Source organism: Pseudoalteromonas sp. MelDa3, from assembly GCF_002863625.1.
Taxonomy (GTDB): Bacteria; Pseudomonadota; Gammaproteobacteria; order Enterobacterales; family Alteromonadaceae; genus Pseudoalteromonas; species Pseudoalteromonas arctica.
Genome location: NZ_PJBR01000017.1, coordinates 1 through 22,136 on the forward strand (window position 1 = coordinate 1; position 22,136 = coordinate 22,136).

Below are 22,136 nucleotides of genomic sequence, written 5' to 3' on the forward strand. Positions count from 1 at the left end.
AGCTGTAGAATTACTCTTTTTTAAGAAAAACAGTCTGTTGTATGGGCTCCAAGTAATGCATTATCTAACACTTTGAAAACGTTTAGAGTTAATTGCAGGAACTCATTATTTAATTGAATTTGGCTGTTGGAGTTATTCTGCAGCCTCGTTATGTTTAGGTGGCCCTACGTGAGAATAATTGATGAAAAACCTTGGAGTTGGACTCTATATGAGCATGATGATGAGTATTTCTTGTCTGTGATGTGTGGTTCTGTCGGGTTATATAGTCGAGATATCATTTTAAGCGTTGATGAAACTGAGTGTTATCTAACCCGAGGAATTGACGAGATAATTGAAATGGCAAAGATAATTTCTTTTAGCCCCCAAAAGTTTAAATCCAGGCATATTGTTGGCTTTCATGAAAAACTCGCTGCTATAGTTGCAGATGAAAAACCTCGAAATTATTTTGAAAATAAAACCTAACAAGTTGTTCGCTTATCAACGCTAATCCATAACTAGTATGAAAAGTATTTTGAGCACTATTTATAGTGCTAAATCCTCCCCCAGTCTCTGACTTACACCTCAAAGTTCTCAAAGTACTCTTTTTGCAATTCTATAGTGAGTGCTTTAGGGCGAATGCCTTGTACTAGGCTGTATACTTCTTCTTTTGTGTAACCTGCCGAATTTAAAATAAGCGCAGCGACCAAACCTGTGCGGCCAGTGCCGCCTTTGCAATGTATGGCAATGGTTTGTTTGTGTTGTATGGCCTGTAATATGTCGATTTTATGGGTGTTCCAGCTTGATGTAAAAGGCTGTTTGGGTGCTTCGTCGTCATTTATTGGTAAATGAAACCACGTTATATCGTGCTTATTGCACTCACTATTAATTGTTTCTACGTTGTTTTTTTCAAGCTCTTTTTGCGGCATAAGCGACAGCAGCACGTTAGCGCCAGCTGCTTTTAATGTATTGATTGAATCCGCTAGGTTTTGCGTTTTTGTACCAGGGCAGGGCGTAAAAATAATATTTGCGCCGTTATTGAGTGATAAAACATCGTACGGATGCGCGCTCATGGTAAGTCCTTTATTTTTAATGAATTTGCTTTAATAAGCTCACTATAGCGTGTTTTAGTTACAAGTTTAAGATTGAATAATAAGCACAAATGCTAGATACTGTTTTTATATACAGTTATGGCGATATTATGAAAAAAGAATTACCAGCAAAATACTATTTAGCGCATTTTAGAGAGCTTATTGAGTTTGTAACAAGTAAATGTATGCATTTACTTGAGCCTAAACATAGTGAATTTATTAGTAAAATTAACCAGCTAGATGAGCAAAGCCAGTGCATGTTGGCGCGTGTGTACTCGCGCAAGCCTTATTTGGTGCAGGCGCAATCGCTTAATTATGAAGAAATAACATCGCCGCATCAGGCTATTTATACGCTAAAAAAAGCCGGTATTTTATTTGAGCCAAACGAGCAGCATTATTCGCAGCTTTTAGCGCACTTAACTAAGCCTTCTTTGGTTGAGTTGCTAAGTAATTACAGTGAGCAAATAAGCTTTAAAAAGAGCGCCGCTAAAGGCGTGCTGGTTGATATTGCGCGGGAGTTTTTTAAAGCATGCCCGCAAGATCTTGCGCCACTTTATAGCCAGTATGTAATTAATAACCGCAGTGATTACTACGAGTATTTTGAGTTTTTATTTGCAGGTAAACTAAGCAGTGGTGATGTGAATCATCAAAACCGTTTTGTAATGCGTGACTTAGGCTTAACCGCTACGCGCGAAGGACACAGCGAGAGCTTGTCGCGTTTTGAAACACTTGACGAAGCGCAATCAAACTATTTATTAAACCGTTACCGGTTAGCATTTAAAAATATTACAGATGAGAGCGATTACGTCGCTTTAGCGTCGCAAGTTTTAGTGCAAACTGCACATGGTGCAATTGCCGTTGTATTAAAAAACAAACTATTAGTTAGGCTTTATAGGCAGCTAAAAACAGTTGATAGCGAACTTGCTTTTAGTTTACTTGAAGGGTGCGTGGATGATAGCGAAGCACAAGAAATTCAAATAAGAGAGCAATACAGGCTTGGCAATAAAGAGTGGGTAAAAGCTCGATTAGAAGCCATTATCGAAAACCCACTTACTGATGATTTACTGTATTTTGCTGACGATTTTTTAATGCGTAAGTTTAATAAAAAAACACGTTCGCGTTTAAGTGCCATGCTTGCCGATACTCAGTGCGTGCTAGAAATAGATGAACTGTACCGAGGTGAAGTAGAGCAGGGCGTAAACGATTATTATACTCGCCAAGGTATGGCTGTATTTAATACCGAAAACACGCTTTGGCAAAGTTTGTTTGGTTTAGTATTTTGGCATGAGTTATTTGTGGAGTCGCCTTATCCGCCATGCAATGAGTTTGATATTTATCCGCAAGTATTAAGGCTTGGTAATTTTTATGAAGCGCAGCAAACACAAATAAATGAGCGCTTAGCTCAGTGCCAAACGTCGCAAGCATTACTTAATTTGGTATGCAAAAATGCAGCGCAATACTTTGAGCAACCTAACGGCTTGTTTAGATGGCGTAGCAATTTATTAGAGCCACTAGAAGCGCTTATTTTAAACAGCCCTCTTAAGGCGTTAATTAAGCACTTAACAGCCATGAGTAAACATTATTTACAGCTAAAAGATGGCTACCCCGACTTAATGGTTATCAATAATGGCCAAGTACATTTTGAAGAAGTAAAAGCCCCAGGCGATAAGCTTAGGCGCAACCAATTAACCACTATTGATAACTTAAAAAACGTAGGCTTTACAGTACACATTGCTGCGGTTAAATGGTTTGTAGATCCTAACCGTATTTACAGTGTGGTCGATATAGAAACCACAGGCGGCTTAAAAGGCGGTAACCGTATTACCGAAATTGGCGTAGTTAAAGTACAGCACGGTAAAGTAATTGATACTTGGACAAGCTTAGTTAACCCCGAGCGCCATATACCTGGATTTATAACGTCACTAACTGGTATTAGCGACAGTATGGTTTACAACGCACCTGTATTTGCTGATATAGCCAAGCCATTGCTAGATAAACTCGCAGGCAGTATTTTTGTAGCCCATAACGTTAACTTTGACTACGGCTTTATTAAAAAAGAATGCGAGATGGCAGGGCACTTTTTTAAAATGCCAAAAATGTGCACCGTGGTTGAATCGCGCAAAGCGTTTAAAGGCTTAAAGTCGTATTCACTTGGTAACCTTAGTGTGCATTTTAATTTAAATTTAACCAGCCATCACCGGGCACTTGCCGATGCAACCGCCACTGCAGAGCTGTTATTGCTGATACAAAATAGTGAAACGCTAACGCAGTAGCGTATTATCTTGTTTTCAAGTGTATGAAATTTAAATAATAAGTAGTTTTATTATAAATTTTTAATTTATTTTGGAATAAAGTGTTTTTGTAAATCGTCTTCTTTATGTCAATCCGACAAACTAGAGGACAAAACAATGACTAAATTAAATAAAATTGTAAGCGTAATGATGTTAAGCGGTGTGTGTACTTTTACAGGTGCAGTGCACGCCGTTGATATTGAAATATCTCAGTCAACGTCGGCGCAGCAACAAACATCTACATCTATTGCGCTTTCACAAAACGGTTTAACAGCCAGTGGTAGCAACGAGTCAAACGTATCTAGCAATACACAAGTAACGGCTGATGAGCCGCAAGCTACAGATTCAACGGCTAATAACACGCAAACTCCAGCGCAAGAAAGCAGCGAGGCCGCAGAACCTGCAAAATTCATTAGTTGCATCTGGTAGCTCATCTTTAAATAATGCATTAAATGCATCTGCATCGTCTTTAAATGCCACAGGCAATACCACAGTCAATACAGCACTAGATGCAACAGCGCAGTTAACCTCTTCGGCGGGTAATTTAACGACTGCTGTGAGTCAGTCGTCATTACTTTCTCTTACCTCTGATCAAGCCGCTCAGCCTGATACTACCGATACACCAACAGATGCCTCTTTACTTTCAAATGTGGGCAGCGCTACCGATTCAGTAACACAAGCTGATGCAACAAATGCGCTTAATGCGGGTGAGCTTACAAACCAATTAGCAATTACTAATACGGCTGCAAACTCAGTGAGCTCTGCACTGCAAGTGGGTGATGCAATTAATACCAGTAATGAAGTTGTAAGCAGTGTTCAGCAATCTTTAATTGCCAGCGTGCAAGATAGTACGGTTAGCAGTTTACAAAGCACGGTACAGCAAAGTGTTAGCGGGCAGGTGAGTGCAGCGGTCACTGATCAAATTAGTAACGATGTAGCACTTAGCACTGCAAGTGAAGTAGTAACCAACATTACTAACGATTTAGACCTAGGCCTTTAATACGCGCGTGTTTGCACAAATGCCGAATAGGGAAACCTATTCGGCCTGTTGGAGAATAAATATGAAAGCAGTTATAACCGCAACACTGTGTGTTTTTAGTGCCCAAGCGGTGCTTGCACAAACTAACCACGTTAAAACAGCTGAGCAAAATAAAACCTTTAAAAGTAGCTTTGAGCTAAATGCAGATGCAGAAGTTGGGGTATTAAGTAACTCGGCGCTGTCTGTTCAGGAACTTGACGATATTTCGTCGCAAAGCGACAGCGGCATAAAAACCGCAGCAGGTGTTAATGCAAAATGGCAAGTAACCAAAGGCGCTAAATTAACATCAAGCTATCGGTTTGAACAACAAGACTACGATGAATTTGATCAATACGATTTAGACCTTCATCAATATAGTTTAGATGGCAGCTACAGCTTTAATAGCCATGAGGTAGGAGTTCGTTACGATGGTGCAAAAGCAAATGTAGATGGCGAACCATTTTTACATTTTAATCAAGCTAGTGCCTACTATGGCCACTTTTTAAACCCGCATACGTATTTACGTATGAGCATAAAAACAAAAGCTAAACGTTTTGCTACTGCAAAAGCACGTAATGCTGATGGCGTAGGTGCCGATGTAGCGCTTTATCATTTTATAAATAATGGCCAAACCATGCTAATGGCAGCGCTAAGTGCTGATAAAGAAAACGCCGACGACAACCAATACGGCTTTAACGGTTACGGCTTTACTACTAAAGTTACGCACAAATTTACGGCCTTTAATGTGGCTAACAAAGTGGGGGCTGGCTGGCGTTATCAAAATAAAGATTACGATGAGCAAACAACGGATGATTTTTTTGAGCAAATACCGTCGCGAGATGAGCACCGAAATGTAGTTAATGCGTTTTATAACCTAGCTGTGTTTGAGCACGTAAAACTAATAGCCGAGGCTGAATATGGCGATTATCAATCAAAGCTTAGTAGTAATACCTATACGCAATCGGTTTTATCGGCGTCAGTTAAAGTGCACTTTTAGGTGGGTAAATGGCGCCATAACCAAAGGTGGTGTCTTTGCCTTGCTCGCCTAAATCGACGGCCAGCGATGTAAGCTCGTTAAGTGCTTTGGTTTTATTATTACCATGTTTTAACAATAAACAACTTAATGCCACGCTTACATGCGGCGCCGCCATTGACGTACCCGACTCCCTCCCAAATTTTCCATTGCCTTGGCTTGTAACAACATTTACACCAAGGGCTGTAAAGTCTATGTAATCGCCTTTATTTGACCATCTATAAATGTGGTTTGTTGCATCAATAGCACTTACCGCTATCACGCTTTTATACGCGCCTGGGTATAACGGCAGCGACGCCGGACCTTGATTACCCGCAGCAGCTACAATGAATACGTTTTGTTTTATTGCTGCAGTAATACTTGCTTCTAAAATTGCGTTATTTGGCCCTGTTAGACTCATATTTATTACGGGTATATTATTACTAACTAACCAGTCAAGTGCTTCTACTATGGCAAATAAAGTAGCCCCTTGTGCATATTCAGATTGCCTATAAAACACCTCGGCACTGTAAAGCTTGGCACTGCTTAAAAGCGGGCTGAGCGATGCTCCTTTACCTGTAATTAACCCCGCTATGGCGGTGCCGTGTAAATTTGGCGAGCTTAACCCTTTAGGTAAAAAGCTTTGCGTGGTGATATTTGCGCCTTTAAAAGCACTGTGTTTGGTATTAATGGCGCTGTCGATCATGCCAATTTTTACACTTTGTGTGCAGTAGGGGGCAATAGACTTATTTGGTGTTACTTTTGCGGTAGGTTCGCCTGTTTGCGCTTGGTAAATGTGGTTTCGGTCAAGTATTGCAGACTCATCTAAGTTAAGCGCTTTTAATAACTCACTTTTAGAATTAACACCTTGGGGTACGTTAAAGCGCACTAAGCTCATGTTAAGTGCGTTGTAATTTTTTACCGATACAATAGTTACATTTTGCTGCTTTAGGGTATTAAGTTGTTGGCTATTTGCCATTAATAACCATTGGCGCTCTATAGCTCTAAAGCCGTTTTCAAGCTCTACTTCTACAAATGCGGTGTTTTGGCTATTTATATTAATGTTAAGCACATTAGGTAAGCTGCTAATTGGCTCACTAATTTGCGCTTTTAGTTCATCAATCGAAACTTGTGGTACAGGCACCGGAAGCGGCAGGCGCTGCGCTCGCTCTATAGTTTGCTCAATACGCTGCTCTATTGGGTTTAGCTGCCCAAGCACCTGATCGACTCTTACTATATTGGCAGAACTCGTTGCGCTAAATATGCAAAGCGAGGCGGCTATTATGTGTTTAACGCGTGTGTTTTTAATATTCATAGTGGGTTACTTCTATTAAATTTATCATGCTGGTTAGTTAACGTTTAACACATAGAAATATTTCATTATTTAAATTATTTTGATTATTTGGGAATAAATGTTTTTTTGAATCGTCTTCTTTATAAAAGGGGTAAAAATCAATGAACGAAACTCTAAAAACCTTATTGCCCATGCTTAGGCGTTTTGCCTATTCGCTAACGGGTAGTAAAGCAGATGCAGACGATGTAGTGCAAATAACAATTGAAAAACTATTAGTAAAAGGCATTCCAGATGACGTTGAGCCTGCTAAATGGGCGTTTAAAATTTGCCGTAATGTGTGGATAGACGAATACCGCTCACGCAAGGTAAGGCAAAATAAGGCTCAGGCCGATATTTTACCAGAGCCAATTACAAGTAATGAGCATCACACACTCGAAAACAAACAAATGCTTAAAAATGTAAATACAGCTCTTGGGCAATTACCCGAAGAGCAACGCGCCATAGTATCGCTGGTGGCAGTGCAGGGCATGGCCTATAAAGAAGTAGCACATACGCTAGATATACCTATAGGCAGTGTAATGAGTAAATTATCGCGCGCACGCAGCACGCTTTATAACTTAATAAAACCCGACTTTAAAAAGGAGCAAGTATGAACATTAACGACGAAACACTTAGCGCCTTTTTAGACTCAGAGCTAAGTGAGCACGAAATGGAGCAAGTGCGTAAAGCCCTTGAAACCGATGATGCGCTAGTAATGCGACTTGCAGAATTTAGCGAAGTAGACATGTTAGTAAAAGAGCACGCAACAAGTATTGACGACGCACCCCTTAGTGACTCATTAGCTAAAACGGTTGCAAAGCTTGATATAGCAACGAAAAAAAACACGTTAAACAGTAATGTAGTAACGTTAACGCCTTGGCAAAAGGTTAAGCAATCGGCTAATAAAAGTTTAGCAATAGCAGCAAGCGTTGCTGTGGTATTTGGTATTGCAATGACGAGCTATTTACAACCCAGTGAGGCGCAAAACTTAGTAGCCAGTAATACAGCCTCCGCCCTTAATACGCAGCTAAGTAGTGGTGTGTTTGAGCAAAGTGATGGCTCAGTATTTAGCGCGCAGCTTAGTTTTAAAAATCAGCAAGGTGAGCTTTGTAGGCAGTATGCACTAAGCTCAAACAATACAACGCAAACAAGCATTGCTTGTAAAACGCAAAGCGGTTGGCAAATTAAAGCGCAAACAGCCGCGCAGCAAAGTGATAATGGCGCGCAATATCAAACGGCGTCTAATAATAGTGAGTTAGATGCTGTTATAGATAGCATGATCAGCGGCGCACCACTAGATAGAGCGCAAGAGCAGCAAGCAATTAGCGCAAAGTGGCAGTTAAACAAATAATAATGTGTATAAAACGAGGTGAACTATGAAAACATCTATTTTAATTATCAGTATTTTACTTATGGCGGGCTGTGCATCTAAACCGGATTACCGCGCCGCGAATAATGGATCGCAAGGTTATAGCGAGCAAAAAATTAGCGACGATCAATACCGAGTAGAGTTTAAAAGTGTGTCAAACAACGTAGCCGATGCCGGTGACTATGCATTATTACGCGCGGCTGAGCTTACACAAGCACAAGGCTACGACTGGTTTGTTGTAACTAATAAAGAAACCTTTGTTGAGTCTAAATCGCAAGCTCCCGCGTCATCTATTAGTGCGTCACACAGCCAGCAATATGAGCGAAACTGTGGTTTATTAACCTGCGAAACACGCGCACGCCCAACAAGCAGCGTAGGCGTACAGTTAAGCAACAATGATAAACGCAAAGAAGTGCACACCCTGATTGATATTAAAATGGGCAAAGGCATTAAACCAAGCGACAACAGTTTTAGCGCCCAAGATTTAATTGAAAACTTAAGCAAAAAGGCGCAAAAGTAAGCGTTTGGTAAAAGCGCTTGATATAAGCACTTAGCTTGTTTTAGCTAAGTGCTTCTTTCGTGGTAAGAAACCAGTAACCAGCATAGTGCCTACAATTACAAATAGTGCGCCTAGTAATGTATTTGGCCCTATTTGCTCATCTAAAAATAAATGCCCCCAAAATATGCCAAATAATGGAATTAAAAATGTAACCGTGAGTGCTGAGGTTGGGCCAATATCGTCGATTAATTTAAAAAATAAAATATAAGCAAGGGCGGTACATACTACGCCCAGTACTAATACACCTAGCATAATGTTGGTGCTTGGTATTTCTCGTATTGGCATAAATAAGATAAGCGGTAATACCATAAAGCTTGAAGCCCACATTGAGCCATGGGCGTTATCGAATGGTGCAAGCTTTGGCGCATTTTTTGTGTAATGCGATGCAATGGCATAGCAAAGCGAAGCGCTCAATGCCGCTACTATAGCTATGATTGATTGGCTATTTACAACAAAGTGATTTTGCCCAACCAAAATAACTACGCCAATTAAACCCAGCAGTAAACCAATCACCATACTTTTATTGGGCTTTGTTTTTGTCCATAAAATTCCAACAACAACACCCCATATTGGTGTTGTAGAATTTAAAATTGAGAGTGTGGATGCGCTAATAGTTTGGGCTGCGTAAGCAAAAAATAAAAACGGAAGGGCAGAATTAAACGCGCCTATAATAAAAAAGTGTTTTTTATGTTGGACAAACGCTAAGCGGCGTTTTAAATACAAAGCAACAATAAATAAAGTAACTGCAGCAAAGCCTACTCTAAACTCAATTAATACCGCAGGCCCCAAGCTGTTAGCTGCCATTCGCATAAATAAAAAAGAAGCGCCCCATATAGCGGCCAGAAAAAATAATAGCAGTAAGCTTGCTAAGGTCATGATAGTATTTTAATTATGCTGATTGGTTTTTAGAATAACAGGGTTTATAAAAAGTGTAAGCCATATTCGGAACTGGCATATAAAAATAATAAATTAAGGATAAGAATGAAAAAGTTCTCAGTAGCTTCTATGGTATTTATTACTTTGTTGGGGGGATGTAATTCAAGCCCAATCAACCTTTACAGTGATACCACCATGAAAAAGAATGAATACAATGGTATTAAAGCGTATCGAAAAGGACAGTTTGAGGCTGCTTTCAATTATTTAAAAGAGCCTGCTGGGCTAGGCTATAAAAGCGCACAATACACGTTGGCGTTTATGTTTTTGAAAGGCCAATACTTGGAGCAATCTACTAAACTAGGGATGGGCTGGCTAGGCGTTGCAAAAGAAGCGGGGGTTGAAAATTGGACTGCGCAATACGATGCATTTTATAGTGCAGCGAGTACACAGCAAAAACAACTAATAGATGAAACAGTTGCGTTGTATATAACGCAATTTGGCGTTAAAGCACAAAATATGACCTGTCGTCGTTCAACTTCGCCTAGGCGTACATTTGGTGAAGTTAAAATTGATTGCACTAAGCACGAAGGTAGCGTTACCGAGTACGACATACAAATAATAGAATAGAGTTATGGCTTTTCTAGCTTTTTTTCAAAGTCGCTTTTAACAATATCGAGTGCTTTTAAGACCTCTTCTGGAGCAACATCGTGTTGCTCTAGTATCATAATTAAATCTACTGCAAGTTTAATATGTGTAGGGGCTTGATCAAGTGGGCTTGTCATTTAACTCTTTCTTTTTTGATATTTGACTAATGGCGACATTTATTGCTGTTTGCACACGTTGTTCCATATGTATACGTTCTGATTGCGGTAAATAAAACGCCATATCTACATCGTAGCGAATATATCGTGGCGGGAGCTGATTTAGTACCGTACAACAAAAGTCAGCCATTACATCTTCATCATATTTTTCATCAAGTTTAAGTTTGATGATTTCTTCAACTACAATCTTTTCGTAATAGTTGTGTATGTCTTCGTGTAATCGCATATTCCCACCGCTTTAAAAAATAATCCGTTTAACTGAGTCTATACTAAGGCTTACTATAAATCGATAGCGGCTTTAAATAGTTGTTTATGAACATTAATTAGTGAACTCAAATTACGCTGATAACCGCCACCTAAAGCGCACATTAGTGGGATTTGATGTTGCTTACAGAAGTTGAGAACAAACAAGTCGCGCTCATATACGCCATTGAGCGATATATTAAACAAGCCTAACTCGTCTTTAGTGTAAATATCAGCGCCTGCATTATACAAAATAATATCAGGGTTATGTATGCGCACGCAAAAATCGAGTGCTTGCTTTAATGTAGCAAGGTACTCATCGTCGGCTGTTTTAGCGGGCAATGCAAAATCGTAAGTGGACTCTTGCTTATTACGAGGAAAATTTTGCTCACAATGAATTGAGCAGGTAATAATTTGGTTATGGTTTTGAGTGATTTGTGCTGTGCCATCGCCTTGGTGTACGTCGCAATCAAAAATTAAAACAGTGTCGGCTTGCTCTGTATTTATTAAATGTGCTGCTGCAATAGCTAAATCATTAAAAATACAAAAGCCACTGCCAAAATCACTATGAGAATGATGATAACCACCGCTTAAATTGAAGGTTAGATCGTGACTAAAAGCCGCTTCAGCAGCTTGAATACTCCCGCCAATTGATAAAAGAGTACGCTCTACAAGTTGTTGCGAATAGGGAAATCCTATCTTTTTAATTGCTTTATCACTTAGCGTTCCATTTAAAAAGTCATCTATATAACGTTGGCTATGACATAGCGCAAGTTGAGATACGGTTACTTTTTTAGGCTCTTGAAAGTGAATAGCCGAAACACCTAGATTTTCTATTTCGGTTGTAAGTAACTTATACTTTTGAATAGGGAATCGATGACGTTCTGCAAGGATAAGGTCTGAATACAATGGATGATAATAAAGCTGCATAGTAAAGTGCGGCTTAACGCAGCTGCTGTTTTTCTACTTGTTGTATTTTATCCTCAGTGGCAGAAATTGCTTTTCTGCAGCGGCCTAATCGAGCGTGTGTGCTTAATATTTCAAGGTTAAGCTTTTGTGCTTTAGCTGGCGAGGCTTTATCCATTTGCATTTTACGCTCTTCAATCATGAGCACTAAACGGCGTTCAAACTCATGGTTTTGTTTTAATTCGTCGTAAAGCTCGTGCGATGATTGCATTATTTTTTGTACCGCTTGCTTATAAACGGTTTGCTTAGGGCGTGGTTTATAATGGCTTTTGTTTTCTTTAACCCAAATAGGCGTTGATTTAATAACGTTGAATACAGCTTGTACCTGAGCTCCTATACGTTCAAGCGCGTAAGTATAAGCATGGCGATGCTCACTTGGCGGTAATCTTGACACTTCATCTTCTATTTCTATTACGTAATCGACGAGGTTCATGCTTTTTGTACTAAAAACTGCGCGGTCAAACAAGCTAGGTTGCGCTTGCATGTAACGATTTTTAGAAAAAAGTTTAGCTTTATCAAATTGCTCAGCTTGTTGTTTTAGCGTTGCAACTTGTTGACGTAGTTTATCTAAAGCCATTGAATGCATATTAAAAGTAAGCCTCGTAAATTAGTTTTAAAGCTAAAAGTATAACCATAGTATTAAATACTGGGCGAATAAATTTGCTACCAAAACGTATTGCCGAATGTGCTCCAAACCATGCGCCTAGCATAATAAAAAAGCCCATTGTTATGCCAAGTAAAAAGTTTACATGGCCGAGTGCTACAAAGGTGATGAGCGATATAAAATTAGAAACAAAGTTCATTGAACGCGCTAAACCACAATTGAGTAGCAAGTTCATTTTATAAAGCATGCCATTAGAAGCGGTCCAAAATGTCCCCGTACCTGGGCCTGCTAAACCATCAAAAAAGCCTAATGCTAAACCCTGTAGCCATTGTTTTATTTTCATCGCTTTGTTTAGTTTAGGGAGCTCATCGCCTTCTGTGGTACTTAAATTACCAAATAAGCTATAAGCGGCAACTAAAATAATAATAATGGGTAGTAGTTTGTTTAAAAAATCGATACTTAAATGATCAACAATAACAGTACCTATCAATGCACCTATTGCGGTAGCAATAATAGAGGCAGCCCAAAACTTTGGACTAAATAAGTTCTTTTTATAATAAGTATAGCTTGCTGTTAAGGAGCCAAAACTTGCTGCTAGTTTATTGGTGCCTAATGTTAAATGTGGAGGTAAGCCTGCAGTTAATAAAGCGGGCACAGTTAACATACCACCGCCACCGGCGATAGCGTCTATAAAACCTGCGGCAAGTGCAACAGCACATAAAACAGCCCAAGTTGTTGGATCGAGTGCGAGTTCAAACATTAATAATCTATTTGTCTTTTAAAAGGTGGTAGGGTGTCGAGCATGGCTTTACCGTATCGCTTAGTAACTAAGCGCCTATCGAGAATAGTAATACAGCCTTCATCACTCTCTTTTCGCAGCAGTCTACCACAGCTTTGTACCAATTTCTTTGCGGCGTCTGGCACGGTAATCGTTAAAAACGGGTTACCACCTTTGCTTTGTACAAATTCTGCTTGCGCTTCTTCTATCGGCGAAGTAGGTACAGCAAACGGAATTTTAGTGATTATTAAGTTCTCTAAATATTTTCCAGGTAAATCAAGGCCTTCTGAAAGACTTTGTGTTCCAAATAAAATACTGCCTTTGCCTTCATCTACATTTTTGGTGTGTAATTTAAGCAATGCTTCTCGCGACATTTCACCTTGTACTAATAAGTTAAAACCTTTTGTTCTAAGAAACTTTGTTACGTGGTCCATTTGCCAGTAAGAAGCGAATAGTACAAGGTTCGCTTTTTTATCATTTAGGTACTCTGGTAAAGTTTTAGCTAGGTGATCACTAAAGTCTTTATCGGTAGGTTCTACTTTAGATACCGGAATACGTAAAGTGGCTTGTTTGGGGTAATCAAAAGGAGAAGGTACTTTAATAAATTTAACGCCTTCTTCTTTAGCAAGTCCTGTTTCGTAAGCAAAGTGATCGAACGAGCCCAGTGCACTTAATGTAGCAGAGCACAAAACAGCGCCCGCGCATTCTCGCCACAATTTATCTTTTAAGTAATAACCGACCTCGATAGGGCAGTCGCTTAATAAGTGGTCGTGATGGCTTTTGTATTCAAGGCGTTTTATCCACCGTGCATGAGGAGCACCTTCGCCTTTTTTTGCGTAACTAAACCATAGTTTGTTTAGTTGCTCTAACCGGTTTATGTATTGACCGCTTTCGCCTAGTATTGGGTCGGCAACGTAAGGTTTTATGTCGCCATCACTTACATCTTGGGTAAGGGTGTCGTGCATTTTGTTTAAACAGCGCAGCGCATCTTGCGTGGCTTCGCTTATATCTTTTGCTTTACTGTGCAGCGATTGTGGAATTTCACCGTGTTCAAAGCGATAAGTATCGTCTTTTGAGTATTCAAAGTCGGCATTATCAAGAATATCGCGAACTACTTTTAAATCTTTATTCGCGTCATTAATGCTGTCGCAAAGTTTAAAGTTTTGCCCAATAGCTCTTTGCCCCACTAAAACCTTCGCCATTTTCCCGCTAAACTTGGTGAGCTTATCAAGCCATTCTATCGTGCCTTTAATTGTGGCAGCAGCTGATGAAAAATCGCGTGTTATATGTGCTAAATGGTGCGCTTCATCAATTACATAAATGGTGTTGTCGGGCTCTGGTAAAATTTTACCACCGCCTAGGTCTAAATCGGCAAGTAATAAAGAGTGGTTAATTACCAGCACATCCATTTGCATTAATTGATTACGAGCAAGCTGAAACGGACACGTTTGATGGGCCTTCATTTGGCGCTGGCACGAATGTTTGTCGCACGCTATTAAGTTCCACACTCTATCGGGTACGGTATCGGCCCAGCTGTCTCTATCGCCTTGCCATTTTTTATTTACGTAAGCGTTATATAACTCATTTAAACATTTGGTTTCCATTGCGCTCAATGGTGAAGTAAGCGTTGGCATAAAGTCCATTTGTGTTTGGCTATCGCCGTTTACAGCATTATGTAATTTGTGGGCACAAATATAACGATGGCGACCTTTTACCAAATCAAATTTAAAGTCGAGGCCTGAATGCTTTTTAAAAAATGGCAGTTCTTTTGCTATTAATTGCTCTTGAAGTGCAACGGTTGCGGTAGAAATAACTAGCTTCTTTTTTTGTGCTAAGGCAAGAGGCAATGCGCCTAAACAATAAGCAAGGGACTTACCGGTACCGGTGCCTGCTTCAATTACGCAAATGCGCTGCTTTTTATGGTATTCGCCAGCAAGCGTTTTTGCTATTTCGGCTACAAGGTAGTTTTGACTGCTACGAGGGCGATAATCGTTTAGGTTGCTAGCCACATGCTGGTGTACTTGCCTAATTGTTTTTTTTAGTGAGTCAGAAAGCATGGGATGATTTACCTAAAGTATGTATATAATTACAGTGCTATGGATTTTAGAGTTATAAGAGGGTAACTACAAGAAGTGATGAGATTAATTTAGCAAATAAAGTATCTGAGTGTTTATTTAGGTTGAATGTATGGCTTTAAAGCATTTTGAATTAAGTAAAAACTTACATATATATGAATAAGGTTTAGTAATAATGTACTTAACAGCCGGTTTTATTGTTTCTTCACATGCTTATGATACTGCTAGCGGCATCTGCTACGAAGCGTGGTTTTGCAGTGATAAAGGGCCTATAAAAACTATATCAGTTAACGAAAATGCGCTGTTTTTTATCAAAAGTAAAGATGCTGAAATAGTGCATGAAATATTAGCAGCTGAGTCACTTATCTTTAATATTAAAAGTCTTGAGTTAAAAAACTTTCAGCAAGAAGATATGTCGGCCTGTTACTTCAAATCACTAAAGCATTTTTATTCTGCTGCTAAAGCTTTAAAGCAACGTGGAGTTGTATTATTTGAAGAAGATATTCGACCAATAGAGCGCTACCTAATGGAGCGCTTTATAAAAGGAGGTGCTTGGATAACGGGTAATGTTTTTTATCAAAATGGTTATACATTAGTAACAGAGGCAAAATTAAAAGCAAATGATGAGTACTCCCCAACTCTTAATAAGCTGTCGTTAGACATTGAATGTAACGAAAGTGGCGTTTTGTTTTCTGTTGGACTTGTGGGCTGTAATTTAGACTGTGTTTTAATGATTGGCGAGCCAGATAGAGAAGCTGAAAACCTAGAGTTTGATACTATTTGGTGTGTAGATGAGGCTGAGCTCTTAAAGGGATTGGAGCATTTTATTAAGCTTAGCGATCCTGATGTCATAATTGGTTGGAATGTAATTGAGTTCGATTTTTCGGTTATTCATGAAAGAGCTGAAGCACTAGGAATTAAGTTATTACTGGGTAGGGGAGATCAACCTTTATATGTTCGCAAAGGACACTTTACTCGAGTATCGATCCCTGGGCGATGTGTGGTTGATGGAATAGACACTTTAAAAAATGGTACATATAGCTTTGAGAGTTTTTCTTTAGCTAATGTTTCAAATCAAGTGTTGGGTGAGTCCAAATTAATCGACACGGCTAATAGTCTGCAGGAAATTATTAGGCAATTTAATGAAGATAAGCTTTCTTTAGCAAAATATAATCGACAAGATTGTATTTTGGTAAATAAAATTTTTGATAAATTAAAGCTACTCGATTTTTCTATTATAAGAACAAAGCTTACAGGATTAGAGCTTGAAAAAAAGGGCGGCTCTGTCGCTGCTTTTATTAATATGTATTTACCACTACTGCATCGCAGCGGTTATGTTGCCCCTAATATGGGCGATCATGGACTTACATTTGAAAGCCCAGGCGGTTATGTAATGGAGTCTATTCCTGGGCTTTATAAAAATGTCATTGTTTTAGATTTTAAAAGCTTGTACCCCAGTATTATGCAAACTTTCTACATTGATCCACTCGGACTGATAGAAGGTTTAAAAAATCCAAACCAAAGTGTGCAGGGTTTTAATGAAGCCCTATTCTCGCGAGACAAGCATCACTTACCTTTACTTGTTAAAAGCTTAGCGTCCCAAAGGCAGCTCGCCAAAGACAATCAAGATCAAATGCTTTCTCAAGCAATTAAAATAATAATGAATAGCTTATATGGTGTTTTAGGCTCAAAAGGGTGCAGGTTTTACGATCCCAGGTTATCTAGCTCTATTACGTTAAGAGGACACGAAATAATGCTACAAACTAAAAAATGGATAGAAGAGCTTGGTTATAGCGTTATTTATGGCGATACCGATTCTACATTTATTAAGTTGGATGATAATTTAACCCACGACGAGTGTAATGAAATTGGCGTGTTTTTAGCTAAAAAGATAACTACAGATTGGATTAGCGAGATTAAACAAACGCACAACTTAACAAGTCATTTAGAAATAGAATTTGAATCTCTTTATAGCCCTTTCTTTTTGCCAACCATAAGGGGAAAGCTAGTTGGCTCTAAAAAGCGCTATGTCGGTAAATTAATTAAACCAAACGAATCAAAACTAGTATTTAAAGGATTAGAAACAGTAAGAAGTGATTGGACTAAACTTGCTCAACAATTCCAGTTCGACCTATTTACTAGTCTTTTTGATGGAAATTTAAATATAAATGACCTTGTTAAAGACTATACAACAAAGTTATACCAAGGTGATTTTGATCATTTACTCATTTTTAAAAAGAGATTAGGTCAAAACTTAATCGATTATAAGAAAAATATTCCCCCTCATGTTCAAGCAGTTAAAAAACACCAGAAAAAAAATAGCGAATTTACGGTTAATAGAGGTGAATTTGTTACATTCGTTTACACAACCGCTGGAGTTGAGCTGTATCAAGGCCTACATAGCTATGACTATGCAATTTATGTAGAAAAACAGATTGTACCGCTTTTAGATATGGTAGAGCCGCTAATCAATCAAAATGTAAATGATTCGGAGAAGAATCAGTTTTTATTATTCTAATTTAGTATCTCAATTGGATGTTTTTGATTAAATAATCCACTTTCCTGCTTCTAAATCGTACGATAACCCCGGTTTTACGAAAAATATCATTAAAAAACCTCTTTATGATTAATATTTAGTTAACAGAGGTTGGCTTTTTAGTTTTTTTTGTTTACTATTTGTTTCAGTCACTGTTAATAGCATGTGATAATAAAAAATAATTAAATAATAGTTGCTTCTATAAAGTTGTAACACCAGGGAGAATCAAATGTTAAATAATCAAGTTTCAAAGGCAGTTCGCTTAGCGATTGCATTTGGTGCAGTATCTACTGCTGCATTTTCGGCAAGTTCGTTTGCTGCAGAAGAAGATAGCGTAGAAAAAGTAGAACGAATTGAAGTTACTGGTTCACGTATTAAACGTACAGATTTAGAAGGTGCTTCGCCAGTAAACATTATTACAGCAGAAGATATGCAGATTGAAGGTAACTTCACTGTGGCTGATGCACTTCGAGGCAGCAGTTTTAACTCATTCGGTTCATTTTCAGAGCGTTCAGGTAGCTCTGCACAATCTCAAGCTACTATTAACTTACGTGGTGCTGGTTCTAGCAGAACGTTAGTTTTATTAGATGGTAAGCGCATGCCTGGTTCACCAACTCTTGGTGGCCAATCAGCAAATTTAAACTCAATCCCAATGGCTGCAGTTGAACGTATCGAAATTTTAACTGATGGTGCATCTTCAACTTATGGTTCTGACGCAATGGCTGGTGTTGTTAACATCATCATGAAGAAAAACTATGAAGGTCTTCAGTTCCAAGGCGAAGCAGGACACCGTGATCAAGATGAAGGTACAACTTCAGCTAGTTTCTCGGTAACCGCTGGTTACTCTACAGATAAAGGTAATGTAACATTTGCTTTTGACCACCAGAGACGCGAAGGTATATCTGATGGTGATCGTGATTATACTAAAGCTTCAGCAACAGATCTTGATGGTGATGGCGTAATTCAGGCATACGAAGAGACTAAAGGTTGGTCTATCTACGGTGCGACTGTAGCTTCACCTGATTTTTCAGAGGCTCAAGCATCACCAATATGTGACGACTTAACAGCAGAGTACGGTGAGGATACATTCCGTAAGTTTGCAGCTGACAATGACTGGGGTAGTGAAGGCTCTACTTACTGTATGTTTGCTTTCGCAAATGTATCTTATAATAAAGCTTCTATCGACCGTAATACTGTTTATTTAGATGCAAATTATGAATTGAATGATGATATCGAATGGTATGGCCGTGCTATGTTTGTTCAAAATAGCTCATTTGGTCGTTATGCTCCACCTGCCGCAGCATGGAATAATTTAGCTGCAGACAATGAAGCAAACCCTTATGATGAAGAAACAACAGGTTACTGGCGTTGGGCAGGTATTGGTAATCGCGATGGTAACGTTGATGATTACAGCCAAGACTACCTAATGGGTTTACGCGGTGATTTAGAGTGGAATAATGCATCTTGGGATGTTTATTATCATACTAATAAAGCTGATAATAAATCTGTAGGTACTTATTACCTTAGCTACGGTGGCTTAGCTTACAACCAAGCAAATGGGATTGATTTAGGTTCTGATGAAGGTGTTGCAAATATGAAAGCAACAACCCTACAAAGCTCATCTTCTACTTTCAATCAATACAATGCCGGCATCGGATTCGATTTGTTTGAATTACCAGGCGGTACGGTAGCGCATTATTTCGGTGCTGAATTTTTAGAGCAAACGTATGCTGATATTTACGATGGTCAGTCAGAAGCTGGTTTAATAGGCGGCTCTGCAGGTAACTCTGCGCTTGGTGATCGTGACATTACGGCTTTCTTTTATGAAGTTGCAATGCCAGTAGTAGATTCACTAGAAGTTAACATTGCCGTACGTTACGATGACTACTCTGACTTTGGTGATAATGTTGCTCCTAAGATATCTGCTCGTTGGCAGGCAACAGATACTGTTGTAGTACGTGCTTCTTACTCTGAAGCTTTCCGTGCACCAGGTCTTGACCAATTAAATGCCGCTACTACTTTTAGTGCTGAATCAGCGATTGATTACTCTCAAGGTGATACATCGTCTAAGCAAATTGATACATACTACAAATCAAATACAGAGTTAGGTCCTGAAACATCAGAATACACTAACTTAGGTATAGCTTGGGATGTGATTGAGAACTTCGGTGTTAAAGCTGATTACTTCAATTTATCAATTGATGACGTTATTCAAACTAAAACTGTTCAAGGTCTTCTATCGGATGAAGCGGCTGGCAGAATAACTGCTTTCGCACCTGGTTCTGATGTAAGTAATGAAACTTTTTACTTAATACGTTCAGAAACTGGTCGTTTATTAGAAGCTGGTACTGGTTACTTCAACGGCAATGGTTTTGAGATTGAAGGTTTAGATTTAACTCTTTACGGTCATATCGATACTAGTGTTGGTGAGTTCCGCATGAACACTGTAAATAGTTTTGTATTATCTTACGATGAAGAGCGTGGCGGTAGAGTTTATAATACTGCTGGTTGGAGTGGTCAACCTGACTTCAAATCTAATACTACATTAACTTGGGCGCTTGACGACCATAGTGTAGCTTGGAACATGAACTACACGTCATCTACTTCTGAGAATGAAGCACCAAATGAAGATGGTATTTTAGAGCAAGATGGTGAACTTGAAGATTGGTTGATTCATAACCTTACGTACAGCTATAACGCAGGTGTTTATGGTACAGTTCGCTTATCAGTAAGCAACTTAACAGACGAAGATCCTGTACTTACATCTACAGGCGCTTACGATAACGCTGATTTATATAACAACTATGGTCGTGATTACCGTATCAACTATACAATTAACTTTTAACTTGTTAATTTGTTAATAAAAAAGGGCTGAATTTATTCAGCCCTTTTTTTATAAAAATGCTTCGTATTAATGTCAGTTTATGCATCAGGATTTTTAAATGAAAAACCTAAAAACTTCGCGTACTACATACCTAAAATAAGACTATATCCAGAACTTTAAATTAGCAGAAGTAGATAAAGTGAAGGCATCGTTACTATAACAAGCCCTAAGTATAAGAGTGCCCATGATTAATACTGTATTTTTTATCTGAAATAGATTGGGTTGCTTGAAGCTAATATGTCCAAATCCTCGCACGAAGATTTTACACCTCTAACGCCAACTCGAAAAGTGAATGAAAAATCTCATGCTCAATAAAATGCTTTCTGTAATTGATAAAGAGTGTGGTGCAAATATAAGGAGAAATATGCAACAGATTTCCCTAGTAATGCACGACTCTGGAAATAACAACTCAGAATCTGTTTGCTTTGCTACTCATTAGTTACAATTTATATCAGTTGTATTGGCATAGCATAGAGAATGGTTAGGAGGTTTAAGCTAAAATTTTATTGAATAAATGTAACTCATTAAAAAGTATAATAATACTCGTTTAGCAGCCAATATTTATATACAATAAAATGAGACTGTACTTAATTATTAGAAATAAAATATCAAATTAAGTGCATAAAAAGCTCGGTACTTGAGCCACTGGCTCTCTATTAAAATCTTCAACTTATCTCAGAACAGGACAAAATAATGATGAAAAACTATTGGAGTGATTATTGGGCTCAAGGCTATCTAACCTCATTTGGACAAGATATAAAGAGTAATTACACGGGTAAATTAAAGTCTTGTTGGTTGGAGTTTGCTGAAAAGTTAAATTGTAATGACAAAGTACTTGATATTGGTACTGGGAATGGTGCTCTTATTCGATTAATTCAAGAGAATAGTAGCGTTCAATTTAATGTCATAGGTGTAGATAAAGCTATTGTTAACGAAAAAGTAGCCGGTATAGAGTCATCAAATATTTTATCTAATGTAAGCGCTGAAGTCTTGCCTTTTGAAACAGCAGAATTTGATGCGATAGTAACACAGTTTGCTATCGAATATAGCGAGTTAGCGAGAAGTATCCCAGAGCTTTTTAGAGTATTAAAGAAAGGAGGCCTATATCAAATTGTGTGTCACGAAATGGATTCGGACATAGTGAAGCCAAATGTACTAATATTAGAGTCTGCAATTCGGGTGCAGAGTGAATTATTAGTTCCTTTAAAACAACTAATAAGCGCACTAAAAAAAGAGAATAAAGATCTGATTAATAGCAATATTTCTATTATTAATGAATATGTGGAGCTAGAAAAAAAGATACACCCACTTGCAATAAAAGGTACCAGGTACACTGATTTTTATCATTTTATTTTAAAGAATAGAAAGATAGATCTCGAGAAAGCTTATTACCTATTTTCTCAAGAGTTAGAAGGGCTGATTTATAGGTTAACTGATTTAAAGCAAGCCGCTTTGAATGCCCAGCAACTTAAACAACTGTTAGCTTCAAGAGGGGATGTATATAAAGAAGTTCTTGTTGATTCAAATAAAGAGTATATAGGCACGCTTTACAGGGGCTATAAACGTTAAAATTAAGTTTTATTAGCCTATTCTAATATTAATATCCCTACCTGTTAAAAAGCAATAAAATCTCTCCATCTATAATTATGTCTCTTGGGGCATACCTAATGAGGCTGTCACTTCAACTGATAGAGTCGCAGCCGT

21 protein-coding genes are annotated in these 22,136 nt (G+C 38.5%); 12 read left to right on the forward strand and 9 right to left on the reverse strand.

The genetic code is table 11. From position 1 onward, the window contains the following. Positions 1-168 precede the first annotated feature (168 nt). Positions 169-462, forward strand: a complete 294-nt coding sequence (locus CXF89_RS05660; RefSeq protein ID WP_145990801.1) for a hypothetical protein — start codon at positions 169-171, stop codon at positions 460-462. A 92-nt stretch (positions 463-554) separates the two neighbouring features. On the opposite strand, the gene CXF89_RS05665 is transcribed toward CXF89_RS05660, so the two are convergent. Beyond that, entirely contained in the window at positions 555-1,049 is a 495-nt protein-coding gene (locus CXF89_RS05665; RefSeq protein WP_121954044.1) for a phosphatase domain-containing putative toxin, read from the reverse strand. A gap of 89 nt (positions 1,050-1,138) precedes the next feature. Between CXF89_RS05665 and CXF89_RS05670 the strand changes: the two genes are divergently transcribed. From CXF89_RS05670 to CXF89_RS05680, 4 genes are all read left to right on the forward strand, one after another. Further along, positions 1,139-3,340: an exonuclease domain-containing protein gene (locus CXF89_RS05670; RefSeq protein ID WP_121954045.1), complete on the forward strand. Its 2,202-nt coding sequence runs from the start codon at positions 1,139-1,141 to the stop codon at positions 3,338-3,340. 135 nt (positions 3,341-3,475) lie between these two features. Beyond that, positions 3,476-3,787 carry a hypothetical protein gene (locus CXF89_RS21355; RefSeq protein ID WP_257983181.1) on the forward strand — a complete coding sequence of 104 codons (312 nt, stop codon included), beginning with the start codon at positions 3,476-3,478 and terminating at the stop codon, positions 3,785-3,787. Then, a complete protein-coding gene (locus tag CXF89_RS05675; RefSeq protein WP_257983182.1) occupies positions 3,684-4,358 on the forward strand; it encodes a hypothetical protein in 675 nt (224 codons plus the stop codon). Before CXF89_RS21355 ends, CXF89_RS05675 begins: the two co-directional genes overlap by 104 nt. Positions 4,359-4,419: 61 nt before the next feature. Then, positions 4,420-5,373 carry a surface lipoprotein assembly modifier gene (locus tag CXF89_RS05680; RefSeq protein WP_121954046.1) on the forward strand — a complete coding sequence of 318 codons (954 nt, stop codon included), beginning with the start codon at positions 4,420-4,422 and terminating at the stop codon, positions 5,371-5,373. On the opposite strand, the gene CXF89_RS05685 is transcribed toward CXF89_RS05680, so the two are convergent. Further along, positions 5,357-6,703: a S8 family serine peptidase gene (locus tag CXF89_RS05685; protein WP_121954047.1), complete on the reverse strand. Its 1,347-nt coding sequence runs from the start codon at positions 6,701-6,703 to the stop codon at positions 5,357-5,359. The genes CXF89_RS05680 and CXF89_RS05685 overlap by 17 nt on opposite strands. Before the next feature lie 140 nt (positions 6,704-6,843). On the opposite strand from CXF89_RS05685, the gene CXF89_RS05690 reads away from it, so the two are divergent. Genes CXF89_RS05690 through CXF89_RS05700 form a run of 3 tightly spaced genes read left to right on the forward strand, consistent with a single transcriptional unit; the run spans position 6,844 to position 8,610 of the window. Beyond that, positions 6,844-7,335, forward strand: coding sequence for an RNA polymerase sigma factor (locus CXF89_RS05690; protein WP_121954048.1), 492 nt, complete (start codon positions 6,844-6,846; stop codon positions 7,333-7,335). Continuing rightward, a complete protein-coding gene (locus tag CXF89_RS05695) occupies positions 7,332-8,072 on the forward strand; it encodes an anti-sigma factor family protein (protein WP_121954049.1) in 741 nt (246 codons plus the stop codon). Before CXF89_RS05690 ends, CXF89_RS05695 begins: the two co-directional genes overlap by 4 nt. 25 nt (positions 8,073-8,097) lie before the next feature. Beyond that, positions 8,098-8,610: a CC0125/CC1285 family lipoprotein gene (locus tag CXF89_RS05700; protein WP_121954050.1), complete on the forward strand. Its 513-nt coding sequence runs from the start codon at positions 8,098-8,100 to the stop codon at positions 8,608-8,610. Positions 8,611-8,640: 30 nt separating this feature from the next. Here CXF89_RS05700 and CXF89_RS05705 read toward each other — a convergent pair whose 3' ends face one another. Beyond that, positions 8,641-9,525: a DMT family transporter gene (locus tag CXF89_RS05705; protein ID WP_121954051.1), complete on the reverse strand. Its 885-nt coding sequence runs from the start codon at positions 9,523-9,525 to the stop codon at positions 8,641-8,643. Between the two features lie 105 nt (positions 9,526-9,630). Between CXF89_RS05705 and CXF89_RS05710 the strand changes: the two genes are divergently transcribed. Further along, on the forward strand, positions 9,631-10,152 hold the full coding sequence (locus tag CXF89_RS05710; RefSeq protein ID WP_121954052.1) for an SEL1-like repeat protein: 522 nt from the start codon (positions 9,631-9,633) through the stop codon (positions 10,150-10,152). 2 nt (positions 10,153-10,154) lie between these two features. Here CXF89_RS05710 and CXF89_RS05715 read toward each other — a convergent pair whose 3' ends face one another. The 6 genes from CXF89_RS05715 to dinG are packed head-to-tail and all read right to left on the reverse strand — an operon-like array spanning position 10,155 to position 14,994. Continuing rightward, positions 10,155-10,307, reverse strand: coding sequence for a DUF2496 domain-containing protein (locus CXF89_RS05715; RefSeq protein WP_007584045.1), 153 nt, complete (start codon positions 10,305-10,307; stop codon positions 10,155-10,157). Then, positions 10,291-10,572 (reverse strand): late competence development ComFB family protein, encoded by a 282-nt coding sequence (locus CXF89_RS05720; RefSeq protein WP_024590772.1) that lies wholly within the window; start codon positions 10,570-10,572, stop codon positions 10,291-10,293. Before CXF89_RS05720 ends, CXF89_RS05715 begins: the two co-directional genes overlap by 17 nt. Before the next feature lie 53 nt (positions 10,573-10,625). Beyond that, positions 10,626-11,519: a histone deacetylase family protein gene (locus CXF89_RS05725; protein ID WP_121954053.1), complete on the reverse strand. Its 894-nt coding sequence runs from the start codon at positions 11,517-11,519 to the stop codon at positions 10,626-10,628. Positions 11,520-11,532: 13 nt separating this feature from the next. Beyond that, on the reverse strand, positions 11,533-12,141 hold the full coding sequence (locus CXF89_RS05730) for a primosomal replication protein (protein WP_007584039.1): 609 nt from the start codon (positions 12,139-12,141) through the stop codon (positions 11,533-11,535). Between the two features lies 1 nt (position 12,142). Then, a complete protein-coding gene (locus tag CXF89_RS05735) occupies positions 12,143-12,919 on the reverse strand; it encodes a sulfite exporter TauE/SafE family protein (RefSeq protein WP_024593658.1) in 777 nt (258 codons plus the stop codon). Next, positions 12,919-14,994: an ATP-dependent DNA helicase DinG gene (gene dinG / locus CXF89_RS05740; protein ID WP_007584036.1), complete on the reverse strand. Its 2,076-nt coding sequence runs from the start codon at positions 14,992-14,994 to the stop codon at positions 12,919-12,921. The genes CXF89_RS05735 and dinG overlap by 1 nt, the downstream gene beginning before the upstream one ends. A 193-nt stretch (positions 14,995-15,187) precedes the next feature. Here dinG and CXF89_RS05745 point away from each other — a divergent pair, with 193 nt between their 5' ends. The 3 genes from CXF89_RS05745 (at position 15,188) to CXF89_RS05755 (ending at position 22,001) form a co-directional block, all read left to right on the forward strand. Further along, positions 15,188-17,530, forward strand: coding sequence for a DNA polymerase II (locus CXF89_RS05745; protein ID WP_121954054.1), 2,343 nt, complete (start codon positions 15,188-15,190; stop codon positions 17,528-17,530). 247 nt (positions 17,531-17,777) lie between these two features. Continuing rightward, positions 17,778-20,393, forward strand: a complete 2,616-nt coding sequence (locus CXF89_RS05750; RefSeq protein ID WP_121954055.1) for a TonB-dependent receptor domain-containing protein — start codon at positions 17,778-17,780, stop codon at positions 20,391-20,393. A 732-nt stretch (positions 20,394-21,125) separates the two neighbouring features. Beyond that, positions 21,126-22,001 carry a class I SAM-dependent methyltransferase gene (locus CXF89_RS05755; RefSeq protein WP_121954056.1) on the forward strand — a complete coding sequence of 292 codons (876 nt, stop codon included), beginning with the start codon at positions 21,126-21,128 and terminating at the stop codon, positions 21,999-22,001. Positions 22,002-22,136: the final 135 nt, after the last annotated feature.